Here is a 10,153-nt window from a genome sequence, read left to right on the forward strand (position 1 = left end):
CCGGAAGGCGTTGAAATGGTAATGCCGGGCGACAACATTCAGATGGTTGTTACCCTGATTCACCCGATCGCAATGGACGAAGGTCTGCGCTTCGCAATCCGTGAAGGCGGCCGTACCGTTGGTGCTGGTGTTGTTGCTAAAGTTCTCGGCTAATTAATAGTCATTGAGCTAAAAAAAGGGCGCTTAGCGCCCTTTTTTATTGCAGAAATACCAGCATTTCTTCACGTAGTTTTACCTTTCGTTATTACTCAAAGTGCAATCTGGCTTTATTACCTGGTCTGAGTTTGTTCTTTTTATGTATTGCCTATTGTAATCATAACCATTCTCAATTAGAATTTGATCGTTATTTGTACTGGAGTGGTTATGTACATTTGTCTGTGTAACGGCGTTAGTGATAAAGCTATCCGCCAGGCGGTACGACAGTTTCGTCCGCAATCTTTTCAGCAGTTGCGTAAGTTTATTCCTGTCGGCACTCAATGTGGTAAGTGCATTCGGGCTGCTCGGGAAATCATGCAGGAAGAACTGATCCAGATACCAGAATTGAAAGAAACAGCATAATTAGTGCGCTTTTTTTGACTTACTCTGCTACCCATCTACGCTTTTAAGTAGTGGAAGCGGAGAGAGAGACTATGAAAGGTGATGCTAAGATAATAACCCATCTCAATAAATTATTGGGAAATGAGCTTGTTGCAATAAATCAGTACTTTTTACACGCCAGAATGTTCAAAAACTGGGGGCTGACCAGGCTTAATGATATTGAGTATCATGAGTCCATTGATGAAATGAAACATGCGGATAAGTATATCGAGCGTATTTTGTTTCTTGAAGGTATCCCTAATCTGCAGGACCTCGGCAAACTTCACATCGGAGAAGATGTTGAAGAGATGCTTCGCTCAGATCTCAATCTTGAAATGGAAGGGGCGGAAAATCTTCGTGAAGCGATAGCCTATGCTGATTCGGTTCATGATTATGTCAGCAGGGATATGCTTATCGAGATTTTGTCGGACGAAGAAAACCACATCGACTGGCTTGAAACTGAGCTGGATTTGATTGGCAAAATTGGTCTGCAAAATTATCTCCAGTCCCAGCTGAAGGAACAGTCCTGATAGATAGTTTATAAGCGGAGGCGGTAACAGAGTCTCCGTTTTCATTTACCTGCCCCCCAATGTGCGAATCCCTTCATAACCAGCCGTCAGCATATCCATGACTAATTAATAAACAAAGCTTGCCTGAGGCGCAGATTTGCGTATAATGCGCAGGCTCGCTAATAGTAGTGAGTGGCTCGACAGAGCCTGTGCAGCTTTGCTGCCAGAACAATGCTTCCAATTGGGAAGCTATGTAAAGAAGATTACACTCTCCCGTCAATCGTAATGGGTCTGAGTAGTAGTCATTTTCGTCTATAAATAATTGGAGCTCTGGTCTCATGCAGAACCAAAGAATCCGTATCCGCCTGAAAGCGTTTGATCATCGTCTGATCGATCAATCAACCGCGGAAATCGTTGAGACTGCTAAGCGCACTGGTGCGCAAGTTCGTGGTCCAATCCCGCTGCCGACCCGCAAAGAGCGCTTTACCGTTCTGATCTCCCCGCACGTCAACAAAGACGCGCGTGATCAGTACGAAATCCGCACTCACAAGCGCCTGGTTGACATCGTTGAGCCAACCGAGAAAACCGTTGATGCTCTGATGCGTCTGGATCTGGCTGCCGGTGTAGACGTGCAGATCAGCCTGGGTTAATCAGGTCATTGAACGATTGAGAGGTTGAAACAATGATTGGTTTAGTCGGTAAAAAAGTGGGCATGACTCGCATCTTCACTGAAGAAGGCGTTTCTATCCCAGTAACCGTAATCGAAGTTGAAGCTAACCGCGTTACCCAGGTTAAAGATCTGGACAACGATGGTTACCGCGCAATCCAGGTTACCACCGGTGTTAAAAAAGCAAACCGCGTCACCAAACCTGAAGCGGGTCACTTTGCTAAAGCTGGTGTTGAAGCTGGTCGTGGTCTGTGGGAATTCCGTCTGGCTGAAGGCGAAGAATTCGCTGTTGGTCAGAACATCAGTGTTGAAGTTTTCGCTGACGTTAAAAAAGTAGACGTAACTGGTACCTCTAAAGGTAAAGGTTTCGCCGGTACTGTTAAGCGTTGGAACTTCCGCACTCAGGATGCTACCCACGGTAACTCCTTGTCTCACCGTGTTCCGGGTTCTATCGGTCAGAACCAGACTCCGGGCAAAGTGTTCAAAGGCAAGAAAATGGCAGGTCAGCTGGGTAATGAACGTGTAACTGTTCAAAGCCTGGACGTAGTACGTGTTGACGCTGAGCGCAACCTGCTGCTGGTTAAAGGTGCGGTTCCCGGTGCAACCGGTAGCGACCTGATCGTTAAACCAGCTGTGAAGGCGTAAGGGGATAGCAATGGAATTAGTACTGAAAGACGCGCAGAGCGCGCTGACTGTTTCCGAAACTACCTTCGGTCGTGATTTTAACGAAGCGCTGGTACACCAGGTTGTTGTTGCTTATGCAGCAGGTGCCCGTCAAGGTACTCGTGCTCAGAAGACTCGTGCTGAAGTAACTGGCTCCGGTAAAAAACCGTGGCGCCAGAAAGGTACTGGTCGTGCACGTTCTGGTTCCATCAAGAGCCCAATTTGGCGCTCCGGTGGTGTGACCTTTGCTGCTCGTCCGCAGGACCACAGTCAAAAAGTTAACAAGAAGATGTACCGCGGCGCGCTGAAAAGCATTCTGTCCGAGCTGGTACGTCAGGATCGTCTGGTCGTTGTCGAGAAGTTCTCTGTAGAAGCACCGAAAACTAAGCTGCTTGCTCAGAAACTGAAAGAAATGGCTCTGGAAGATGTGCTGATCATCACCGGTGAACTGGATGAAAATCTGTTCCTGGCTGCACGTAACCTGCACAAGGTTGACGTACGTGATGCTAATGGCATTGATCCTGTTAGCCTGATCGCCTTCGACAAAGTCGTAATGACTGCTGATGCTGTTAAGCAAGTTGAGGAGATGCTGGCATGATTCGTGAAGAACGTCTGCTGAAAGTGCTGAACGCACCGCACGTTTCTGAAAAAGCGTCTGTTGCGATGGAAAAAAACAATACCATCGTTCTCAAAGTTGCTAAAGACGCGACTAAAGCAGAAATCAAAGCTGCTGTGCAGAAACTGTTTGAAGTCGAAGTCAATGACGTACGTACCCTGGTTGTTAAAGGGAAAGTAAAACGTCATGGACAGCGTATCGGTCGTCGTAGCGACTGGAAAAAAGCTTACGTCACCCTGAAAGAAGGCCAGAATCTGGACTTCATCGGCGGCGCTGAGTAAGTCGGAGGAGTAAAGAACAATGGCAATTGTTAAGTGTAAACCGACATCTCCGGGTCGTCGCCACGTAGTTAAAGTGGTTAACCCAGAGTTGCACAAGGGCAAACCTTTTGCTCCTTTGCTGGAAAAAAACAGCAAATCCGGTGGCCGTAACAACAATGGCCGCATCACTACGCGTCACATTGGTGGTGGTCATAAGCAGGCTTATCGTATTGTTGACTTCAAACGCAACAAAGACGGTATCCCGGCAGTTGTTGAACGTCTTGAGTACGATCCGAACCGTTCTGCGAATATCGCACTGGTTCTGTACAAAGATGGCGAACGCCGTTACATCCTGGCCCCTAAAGGCCTGAAAGCTGGCGACCAGATTCAATCTGGCGTTGATGCTGCAATCAAAGCGGGTAACACCCTGCCGATGCGCAATATCCCGGTTGGTTCTACCGTTCATAACGTAGAAATGAAACCAGGTAAAGGCGGTCAGCTGGCGCGTTCTGCTGGTACTTACGTTCAGATCGTTGCTCGTGATGGTGCTTATGTCACCCTGCGTCTGCGTTCTGGTGAAATGCGTAAAGTTGAAGCAGAGTGCCGCGCTACTCTGGGCGAAGTTGGCAATGCTGAGCATATGCTGCGCGTTCTGGGTAAAGCAGGTGCTGCTCGTTGGCGTGGTGTTCGTCCTACCGTTCGCGGTACCGCGATGAACCCGGTAGATCACCCACATGGTGGTGGTGAAGGTCGTAACTTTGGTAAGCACCCGGTTTCCCCGTGGGGCATTCAGACCAAAGGTAAAAAGACCCGCAGCAACAAGCGTACTGATAAATTCATCGTACGTCGCCGTAGCAAATAATTTTAGAGGATAAGCCATGCCACGTTCTCTCAAGAAAGGTCCTTTTATTGACCTGCACTTGCTGAAGAAGGTAGAGAAAGCGGTGGAAAGCGGTGACAAGAAGCCCCTGCGCACTTGGTCCCGTCGTTCAACGATCTTTCCAAACATGATCGGTTTGACCATCGCTGTCCATAATGGTCGTCAGCACGTTCCAGTTTTTGTTTCCGACGAAATGGTTGGTCACAAACTGGGTGAATTCGCACCGACTCGTACTTATCGCGGCCATGCTGCTGATAAAAAAGCGAAGAAAAAATAAGGTAGGAGGAAGAGATGGAAACTATCGCTAAACATCGCCATGCTCGTTCTTCTGCTCAGAAGGTTCGCCTTGTTGCTGACCTGATTCGCGGTAAGAAAGTGTCGCAGGCTCTGGATATTCTGACCTACACCAATAAGAAAGCGGCTGTACTGGTCAAGAAAGTTCTGGAATCTGCCATTGCTAACGCTGAACACAACGATGGCGCTGATATTGACGATCTGAAAGTTACGAAAATTTTCGTAGATGAAGGCCCGAGCATGAAGCGCATTATGCCGCGTGCAAAAGGTCGTGCAGATCGCATCCTGAAGCGCACCAGCCACATTACTGTGGTTGTGTCCGATCGCTGAGACTCTGGAGACTAGCAATGGGTCAGAAAGTACATCCTAATGGTATTCGCCTGGGTATTGTCAAACCATGGAACTCTACCTGGTTCGCGAACACCAAAGAATTCGCTGACAACCTGGACAGCGACTTTAAAGTACGTCAGTTCCTGACTAAAGAACTGGCTAAGGCGTCTGTATCTCGTATCGTTATCGAACGTCCGGCAAAAAGCATTCGTGTGACTATTCACACCGCTCGCCCGGGTATCGTTATCGGTAAAAAAGGTGAAGACGTTGAGAAACTGCGCAAGGCCGTAGCAGACATTGCTGGCGTTCCTGCTCAGATCAATATCGCAGAAGTTCGTAAGCCTGAACTGGACGCAAAACTGGTTGCTGACAGCATCACTTCTCAGCTGGAACGTCGTGTTATGTTCCGTCGTGCTATGAAGCGTGCTGTACAGAATGCAATGCGTCTGGGCGCTAAAGGTATCAAAGTTGAAGTTAGTGGCCGTCTGGGTGGCGCTGAGATCGCACGTACCGAATGGTATCGTGAAGGTCGTGTACCGCTGCACACTCTGCGTGCTGACATTGACTACAACACCTCTGAAGCGCACACCACTTATGGTGTTATTGGCGTGAAAGTGTGGATCTTCAAAGGTGAGATCCTGGGTGGTATGGCTGCTGTTGAACAACCGGAAAAACCGGCTGCTCAACCTAAAAAGCAGCAGCGTAAAGGCCGTAAATAAGGAGCGTCGCTGATGTTACAACCAAAGCGTACAAAATTCCGTAAAGTGCACAAAGGCCGTAACCGTGGTCTGGCTGCAGGTACGGATGTGAGCTTCGGCACTTACGGTCTGAAAGCTGTTGGCCGTGGTCGTCTGACTGCCCGTCAGATCGAAGCTGCACGTCGTGCAATGACCCGTGCAGTTAAGCGTCAGGGTAAGATCTGGATCCGTGTATTCCCGGACAAACCGATCACCGAGAAGCCGTTGGAAGTTCGTATGGGTAAAGGTAAAGGTAACGTGGAGTATTGGGTTGCCTTGATTCAGCCGGGTAAAGTCCTGTATGAAATGGACGGTGTTCCGGAAGAGCTGGCCCGTGAAGCATTCAGCCTGGCAGCAGCGAAACTGCCGATCAAAACCACCTTTGTAACTAAGACGGTGATGTAATGAAAGCAAAAGAGCTGCGTGAAAAGAGTGTTGAAGAGCTGAACACCGAGCTGCTTAACCTGCTGCGTGAGCAGTTCAACCTGCGTATGCAGGCTGCAAGTGGCCAGCTGCAACAGACTCACCTGTTGAAGCAAGTGCGTCGTAATGTCGCACGCGTTAAGACTTTACTGACTGAGAAGGCGGGTGCGTAATGACCGATAAAATCCGTACTCTGCAAGGTCGTGTTGTTAGTGATAAAATGGAAAAATCCATTGTTGTTGCTATCGAGCGTTTTGTGAAACACCCGATCTACGGTAAATTCATTAAGCGTACGACTAAATTGCACGTACATGACGAGAACAACGAATGTGGAATTGGCGACGTGGTTGAAATCCGCGAATGCCGTCCGCTGTCCAAGACTAAATCCTGGACTCTGGTTCGCGTTGTAGAGAAAGCGGTTCTGTAATAGAGTACGCATTCTCAAATCGATAAACGGCTCAGAAATGAGCCGTTTATTTTTTCTACCCATATCCGATAAGCGGTGTTATAATGCCGCGCCCTCGTTTATGGGGCGTTTATGAACGACCTGATATCAGGTCTCAGTAGTTGACATTAGCGGAGCACTGAAATGATCCAAGAACAGACTATGCTGAACGTCGCCGACAACTCTGGCGCACGTCGCGTAATGTGTATCAAGGTTCTGGGTGGCTCGCACCGTCGCTACGCAGGCGTAGGCGACATCATCAAAATTACCATCAAAGAAGCAATTCCGCGTGGTAAGGTCAAAAAAGGTGATGTGCTGAAGGCGGTAGTGGTGCGCACCAGGAAGGGTGTTCGTCGCCCTGACGGTTCTGTCGTTCGCTTCGATGGCAATGCTTGTGTTCTTCTGAACAACAATAGCGAACAGCCAATCGGTACGCGTATTTTTGGGCCGGTTACTCGTGAACTTCGTTCTGAGAAGTTTATGAAAATCATCTCTCTGGCACCAGAAGTACTCTAAGGAGCAAACATGGCAGCGAAAATCCGTCGTGATGACGAAGTTATCGTGCTGGCCGGCAAAGATAAAGGCAAGCGTGGTAAAGTTAAGAGTGTCCTGTCTTCTGGTAAGGTCATTGTTGAAGGTATCAACCTGGTGAAAAAACATCAGAAGCCGGTTCCGGCTCTGAACCAGGCGGGTGGCATCGTTGAAAAAGAAGCTGCAATTCAGGTTTCTAACGTTGCAATCTTCAATACGGCAACCGGTAAGGCTGACCGTGTAGGCTTTAGATTTGAAGAGGGCAAAAAAGTCCGTTTCTTTAAGTCTAATGGCGAAACTATCAAGTAATTTGGAGTAGTACGATGGCGAAACTGCATGATTACTACAAAGACGAAGTAGTTAGCAAACTGATGACTCAGTTTAACTACAATTCTGTCATGCAAGTCCCTCGGGTCGAGAAGATCACCCTGAACATGGGTGTTGGTGAAGCGATCGCTGACAAGAAACTGCTGGATAATGCAGCAGCAGACCTGGCAGCAATCTCCGGTCAAAAACCGTTGGTCACCAAAGCACGCAAATCAGTTGCAGGCTTCAAAATCCGTCAGGGCTATCCGATCGGCTGTAAAGTAACTCTGCGTGGCGAACGCATGTGGGAGTTCTTTGAGCGCCTGATCACTATTGCTGTACCCCGTATTCGTGACTTCCGCGGCCTGTCCGCCAAGTCTTTCGATGGTCGTGGCAACTACAGCATGGGTGTCCGTGAGCAGATCATCTTCCCGGAAATCGACTATGACAAAGTCGATCGCGTTCGTGGTTTGGATATTACCATTACCACTACTGCGAAAACCGATGATGAAGGCCGTGCTCTGCTGGCTGCCTTTGACTTCCCGTTCCGCAAGTAAGGTAGGGTTACTTCATGGCTAAGCAATCAATGAAAGCACGCGAAGTAAAACGCGTAGCTTTGGCTGAAAAATTCTTCGCTAAACGCGCTGAACTGAAAGCGATCATTTCTGATGTGAACGCTTCTGACGAAGATCGTTGGGATGCTGTTCTCAAGCTGCAGAGTCTGCCGCGTGATTCCAGCCCGTCTCGTCAGCGTAACCGCTGCCGTCAAACTGGTCGTCCGCATGGTTTCCTGCGGAAATTCGGGTTGAGCCGTATTAAGGTCCGTGAAGCCGCTATGCGCGGTGAAATCCCGGGTCTGAAAAAGGCTAGCTGGTAATTGTCACCAATTTGAATCACGGGAGTAGAGACAGATGAGCATGCAAGATCCGATCGCGGATATGCTGACCCGTATCCGTAACGGTCAGGCCGCGAACAAAGTTGCGGTCACCATGCCTTCCTCCAAGCTGAAAGTGGCAATTGCCCATGTGCTTAAGGAAGAAGGTTATATCGAAGATTATAAAATTGAAGGCGACATCAAGCCTGAACTGGAAGTTTCTCTGAAATATTTCCAAGGCAAGGCTGTGGTAGAGAGCATTCAGCGAGTCAGCCGTCCAGGTCTGCGCATCTATAAGAAAAAAGATGAGCTGCCGAAAGTTATGGCTGGGCTGGGTATTGCTGTCGTTTCTACCTCTAAAGGTGTTATGACTGATCGTGCAGCGCGCCAAGCTGGTCTTGGTGGCGAAATTATCTGCTACGTAGCCTAATCGGAGGAAAAAATGTCTCGTGTTGCTAAAGCACCGGTCGTTGTTCCTGCCGGCGTTGATGTAAAAATCAACGGTCAGGTTATTACGATCAAAGGTAAAAACGGCGAGCTGACTCGTTCTATCAACGATGCTGTTGAAGTAAAACATGCGGACAATGCACTGACTTTCGCTCCGCGCGAAGGTTTTGCAGATGGTTGGGCCCAGTCGGGTACAGCTCGTGCGCTGCTGAACTCCATGGTTATCGGTGTTACCGAAGGCTTCTCTAAGAAGCTTCAGCTGGTTGGTGTAGGTTACCGTGCAGCGGTTAAAGGGAATGTTCTGAGCCTGTCTTTAGGCTTTTCTCACCCTGTTGACCATGAACTGCCGGCTGGCGTCATTGCAGAATGTCCGTCACAGACTGAAATCGTGCTGAAAGGCGCTGATAAACAAGTGATTGGCCAGGTCGCTGCTGATGTGCGCGCCTACCGTCGTCCTGAGCCTTATAAAGGCAAGGGTGTCCGTTACGCCGACGAAGTCGTGCGTACCAAAGAGGCTAAGAAGAAGTAAGGTAACACTATGGATAAGAAATCTGCTCGTATCCGTCGTGCGACCCGCGCACGTCGCAAGCTCAAAGAGCTTGGTGCGACCCGCCTGGTGGTACATCGTACCCCGCGTCATATTTACGCACAGGTAATCGCGCCGAACGGTTCTGAAGTTCTGGTAGCTGCTTCTACTGTAGAAAAAGCTATTGCTGAGCAACTGAAGTACACCGGTAACAAAGATGCCGCCGCTGCAGTAGGTAAAGCTGTTGCAGAACGCGCTCTGGAAAAAGGAATCAAAGATGTTTCCTTTGACCGTTCCGGGTTCCAATATCATGGTCGTGTCCAGGCACTGGCAGATGCTGCCCGTGAAGCTGGCCTTCAGTTCTAAGGTAGAGGTGTAAGATGGCTCACATCGAAAAACAAGCTGGCGAACTGCAGGAAAAGCTGATCGCGGTAAACCGCGTATCTAAAACTGTAAAAGGTGGCCGTATTTTTAGCTTCACCGCTCTGACTGTAGTGGGTGATGGCAATGGTCGCGTTGGTTTTGGTTACGGTAAAGCGCGTGAAGTTCCAGCAGCGATCCAGAAAGCGATGGAAAAAGCCCGTCGCAACATGATTAACGTCGCGCTGAACAGCGGTACTCTGCAGCACCCTGTTAAAGGTGTGCACACAGGTTCTCGTGTGTTCATGCAGCCGGCTTCAGAAGGTACTGGTATCATCGCAGGTGGTGCTATGCGTGCTGTTCTGGAAGTCGCTGGAGTTCATAACGTTCTGGCAAAAGCATATGGTTCCACCAACCCGATCAACGTGGTTCGTGCTACCATTGATGGCCTGGAAAATATGAAATCTCCAGAAATGGTCGCTGCCAAGCGTGGTAAATCCGTTGAAGAAATTCTGGGGTAATTGACCATGGCAAAGACTATTAAAATCACTCAAACCCGCAGTGCAATCGGTCGTCTGCCGAAACACAAGGCAACGCTGCTTGGCCTGGGTCTGCGTCGTATTGGTCACACTGTTGAGCGTGAAGATACGCCAGCAGTCCGTGGTATGATCAACGCGATTTCCTTCATGGTTAAAGTTGAGGAGTAAGA

23 protein-coding genes are annotated in these 10,153 nt (G+C 49.0%); all 23 read left to right on the forward strand.

Annotated features, from left to right (window positions below; genetic code table 11):
• A partial coding sequence (locus tag LC084_RS22705) for an EF-Tu C-terminal domain-related protein (protein ID WP_449826312.1) occupies positions 1 to 153 on the forward strand: 153 nt, incomplete at its 5' end.
• A 210-nt stretch (positions 154 to 363) separates the two neighbouring features.
• Positions 364 to 558, forward strand: a complete 195-nt coding sequence (gene bfd, locus LC084_RS22710) for a bacterioferritin-associated ferredoxin (RefSeq protein ID WP_226574513.1) — start codon at positions 364 to 366, stop codon at positions 556 to 558.
• A gap of 71 nt (positions 559 to 629) precedes the next feature.
• Positions 630 to 1,106, forward strand: a complete 477-nt coding sequence (gene bfr / locus LC084_RS22715; RefSeq protein WP_226574515.1) for a bacterioferritin — start codon at positions 630 to 632, stop codon at positions 1,104 to 1,106.
• 317 nt (positions 1,107 to 1,423) lie between these two features.
• Positions 1,424 to 1,735 carry a 30S ribosomal protein S10 gene (rpsJ, locus tag LC084_RS22720; protein ID WP_001181005.1) on the forward strand — a complete coding sequence of 104 codons (312 nt, stop codon included), beginning with the start codon at positions 1,424 to 1,426 and terminating at the stop codon, positions 1,733 to 1,735.
• Between the two features lie 32 nt (positions 1,736 to 1,767).
• Positions 1,768 to 2,397, forward strand: coding sequence for a 50S ribosomal protein L3 (rplC, locus tag LC084_RS22725; RefSeq protein WP_051691463.1), 630 nt, complete (start codon positions 1,768 to 1,770; stop codon positions 2,395 to 2,397).
• A gap of 10 nt (positions 2,398 to 2,407) precedes the next feature.
• The gene (gene rplD / locus LC084_RS22730) at positions 2,408 to 3,013 is read left to right on the forward strand and encodes a 50S ribosomal protein L4 (protein WP_226574516.1); all 606 of its coding nucleotides are present in this window, start codon (positions 2,408 to 2,410) and stop codon (positions 3,011 to 3,013) included.
• A complete protein-coding gene (gene rplW / locus LC084_RS22735) occupies positions 3,010 to 3,312 on the forward strand; it encodes a 50S ribosomal protein L23 (RefSeq protein ID WP_064597165.1) in 303 nt (100 codons plus the stop codon). Before rplD ends, rplW begins: the two co-directional genes overlap by 4 nt.
• Positions 3,313 to 3,331: 19 nt before the next feature.
• Positions 3,332 to 4,153: a 50S ribosomal protein L2 gene (gene rplB, locus LC084_RS22740; RefSeq protein WP_036112870.1), complete on the forward strand. Its 822-nt coding sequence runs from the start codon at positions 3,332 to 3,334 to the stop codon at positions 4,151 to 4,153.
• Positions 4,154 to 4,169: 16 nt separating this feature from the next.
• Positions 4,170 to 4,448: a 30S ribosomal protein S19 gene (gene rpsS / locus LC084_RS22745; RefSeq protein WP_001138115.1), complete on the forward strand. Its 279-nt coding sequence runs from the start codon at positions 4,170 to 4,172 to the stop codon at positions 4,446 to 4,448.
• Positions 4,449 to 4,462: 14 nt separating this feature from the next.
• On the forward strand, positions 4,463 to 4,795 hold the full coding sequence (gene rplV, locus LC084_RS22750) for a 50S ribosomal protein L22 (protein ID WP_000447529.1): 333 nt from the start codon (positions 4,463 to 4,465) through the stop codon (positions 4,793 to 4,795).
• Positions 4,796 to 4,812: 17 nt separating this feature from the next.
• The gene (gene rpsC / locus LC084_RS22755) at positions 4,813 to 5,514 is read left to right on the forward strand and encodes a 30S ribosomal protein S3 (RefSeq protein ID WP_036112857.1); all 702 of its coding nucleotides are present in this window, start codon (positions 4,813 to 4,815) and stop codon (positions 5,512 to 5,514) included.
• 12 nt (positions 5,515 to 5,526) lie between these two features.
• Entirely contained in the window at positions 5,527 to 5,937 is a 411-nt protein-coding gene (gene rplP / locus LC084_RS22760; protein ID WP_036112855.1) for a 50S ribosomal protein L16, read from the forward strand.
• A complete protein-coding gene (rpmC, locus tag LC084_RS22765; protein WP_024549500.1) occupies positions 5,937 to 6,128 on the forward strand; it encodes a 50S ribosomal protein L29 in 192 nt (63 codons plus the stop codon). The genes rplP and rpmC overlap by 1 nt, the downstream gene beginning before the upstream one ends.
• Positions 6,128 to 6,382, forward strand: coding sequence for a 30S ribosomal protein S17 (gene rpsQ / locus LC084_RS22770; RefSeq protein ID WP_000130100.1), 255 nt, complete (start codon positions 6,128 to 6,130; stop codon positions 6,380 to 6,382). Before rpmC ends, rpsQ begins: the two co-directional genes overlap by 1 nt.
• 162 nt (positions 6,383 to 6,544) lie before the next feature.
• Positions 6,545 to 6,916, forward strand: a complete 372-nt coding sequence (gene rplN, locus LC084_RS22775; RefSeq protein ID WP_035344535.1) for a 50S ribosomal protein L14 — start codon at positions 6,545 to 6,547, stop codon at positions 6,914 to 6,916.
• Positions 6,917 to 6,925: 9 nt separating this feature from the next.
• The gene (gene rplX / locus LC084_RS22780; protein WP_036112842.1) at positions 6,926 to 7,240 is read left to right on the forward strand and encodes a 50S ribosomal protein L24; all 315 of its coding nucleotides are present in this window, start codon (positions 6,926 to 6,928) and stop codon (positions 7,238 to 7,240) included.
• Positions 7,241 to 7,254: 14 nt separating this feature from the next.
• On the forward strand, positions 7,255 to 7,794 hold the full coding sequence (gene rplE, locus LC084_RS22785; protein ID WP_226574518.1) for a 50S ribosomal protein L5: 540 nt from the start codon (positions 7,255 to 7,257) through the stop codon (positions 7,792 to 7,794).
• A 14-nt stretch (positions 7,795 to 7,808) separates the two neighbouring features.
• Positions 7,809 to 8,114 (forward strand): 30S ribosomal protein S14, encoded by a 306-nt coding sequence (gene rpsN / locus LC084_RS22790; RefSeq protein WP_036112836.1) that lies wholly within the window; start codon positions 7,809 to 7,811, stop codon positions 8,112 to 8,114.
• 34 nt (positions 8,115 to 8,148) lie between these two features.
• Positions 8,149 to 8,541, forward strand: a complete 393-nt coding sequence (gene rpsH / locus LC084_RS22795) for a 30S ribosomal protein S8 (RefSeq protein WP_036112832.1) — start codon at positions 8,149 to 8,151, stop codon at positions 8,539 to 8,541.
• Positions 8,542 to 8,553: 12 nt separating this feature from the next.
• Positions 8,554 to 9,087, forward strand: coding sequence for a 50S ribosomal protein L6 (gene rplF, locus LC084_RS22800; protein ID WP_226574521.1), 534 nt, complete (start codon positions 8,554 to 8,556; stop codon positions 9,085 to 9,087).
• A gap of 9 nt (positions 9,088 to 9,096) precedes the next feature.
• Positions 9,097 to 9,450 carry a 50S ribosomal protein L18 gene (gene rplR / locus LC084_RS22805; protein ID WP_000358956.1) on the forward strand — a complete coding sequence of 118 codons (354 nt, stop codon included), beginning with the start codon at positions 9,097 to 9,099 and terminating at the stop codon, positions 9,448 to 9,450.
• Positions 9,451 to 9,464: 14 nt separating this feature from the next.
• Complete coding sequence (gene rpsE, locus LC084_RS22810; protein WP_017374144.1) at positions 9,465 to 9,965, forward strand: 30S ribosomal protein S5; 501 nt, start codon at positions 9,465 to 9,467, stop codon at positions 9,963 to 9,965.
• 6 nt (positions 9,966 to 9,971) lie between these two features.
• Positions 9,972 to 10,151 carry a 50S ribosomal protein L30 gene (gene rpmD, locus LC084_RS22815; RefSeq protein ID WP_036112814.1) on the forward strand — a complete coding sequence of 60 codons (180 nt, stop codon included), beginning with the start codon at positions 9,972 to 9,974 and terminating at the stop codon, positions 10,149 to 10,151.
• Positions 10,152 to 10,153 lie beyond the last annotated feature (2 nt).

Source organism: Mangrovibacter yixingensis, from assembly GCF_020523985.1.
Lineage (GTDB): Bacteria > Pseudomonadota > Gammaproteobacteria > Enterobacterales > Enterobacteriaceae > Mangrovibacter > Mangrovibacter yixingensis.

Coding starts and splice junctions, on each gene's coding strand:
- bfd (WP_226574513.1), top strand. CDS start 364: ATGTACATTTGTCTGTGTAACGGCGTTAGTGATAAAGCTATCCGCCAG.
- bfr (WP_226574515.1), top strand. CDS start 630: ATGAAAGGTGATGCTAAGATAATAACCCATCTCAATAAATTATTGGGA.
- rpsJ (WP_001181005.1), top strand. CDS start 1,424: ATGCAGAACCAAAGAATCCGTATCCGCCTGAAAGCGTTTGATCATCGT.
- rplC (WP_051691463.1), top strand. CDS start 1,768: ATGATTGGTTTAGTCGGTAAAAAAGTGGGCATGACTCGCATCTTCACT.
- rplD (WP_226574516.1), top strand. CDS start 2,408: ATGGAATTAGTACTGAAAGACGCGCAGAGCGCGCTGACTGTTTCCGAA.
- rplW (WP_064597165.1), top strand. CDS start 3,010: ATGATTCGTGAAGAACGTCTGCTGAAAGTGCTGAACGCACCGCACGTT.
- rplB (WP_036112870.1), top strand. CDS start 3,332: ATGGCAATTGTTAAGTGTAAACCGACATCTCCGGGTCGTCGCCACGTA.
- rpsS (WP_001138115.1), top strand. CDS start 4,170: ATGCCACGTTCTCTCAAGAAAGGTCCTTTTATTGACCTGCACTTGCTG.
- rplV (WP_000447529.1), top strand. CDS start 4,463: ATGGAAACTATCGCTAAACATCGCCATGCTCGTTCTTCTGCTCAGAAG.
- rpsC (WP_036112857.1), top strand. CDS start 4,813: ATGGGTCAGAAAGTACATCCTAATGGTATTCGCCTGGGTATTGTCAAA.
- rplP (WP_036112855.1), top strand. CDS start 5,527: ATGTTACAACCAAAGCGTACAAAATTCCGTAAAGTGCACAAAGGCCGT.
- rpmC (WP_024549500.1), top strand. CDS start 5,937: ATGAAAGCAAAAGAGCTGCGTGAAAAGAGTGTTGAAGAGCTGAACACC.
- rpsQ (WP_000130100.1), top strand. CDS start 6,128: ATGACCGATAAAATCCGTACTCTGCAAGGTCGTGTTGTTAGTGATAAA.
- rplN (WP_035344535.1), top strand. CDS start 6,545: ATGATCCAAGAACAGACTATGCTGAACGTCGCCGACAACTCTGGCGCA.
- rplX (WP_036112842.1), top strand. CDS start 6,926: ATGGCAGCGAAAATCCGTCGTGATGACGAAGTTATCGTGCTGGCCGGC.
- rplE (WP_226574518.1), top strand. CDS start 7,255: ATGGCGAAACTGCATGATTACTACAAAGACGAAGTAGTTAGCAAACTG.
- rpsN (WP_036112836.1), top strand. CDS start 7,809: ATGGCTAAGCAATCAATGAAAGCACGCGAAGTAAAACGCGTAGCTTTG.
- rpsH (WP_036112832.1), top strand. CDS start 8,149: ATGAGCATGCAAGATCCGATCGCGGATATGCTGACCCGTATCCGTAAC.
- rplF (WP_226574521.1), top strand. CDS start 8,554: ATGTCTCGTGTTGCTAAAGCACCGGTCGTTGTTCCTGCCGGCGTTGAT.
- rplR (WP_000358956.1), top strand. CDS start 9,097: ATGGATAAGAAATCTGCTCGTATCCGTCGTGCGACCCGCGCACGTCGC.
- rpsE (WP_017374144.1), top strand. CDS start 9,465: ATGGCTCACATCGAAAAACAAGCTGGCGAACTGCAGGAAAAGCTGATC.
- rpmD (WP_036112814.1), top strand. CDS start 9,972: ATGGCAAAGACTATTAAAATCACTCAAACCCGCAGTGCAATCGGTCGT.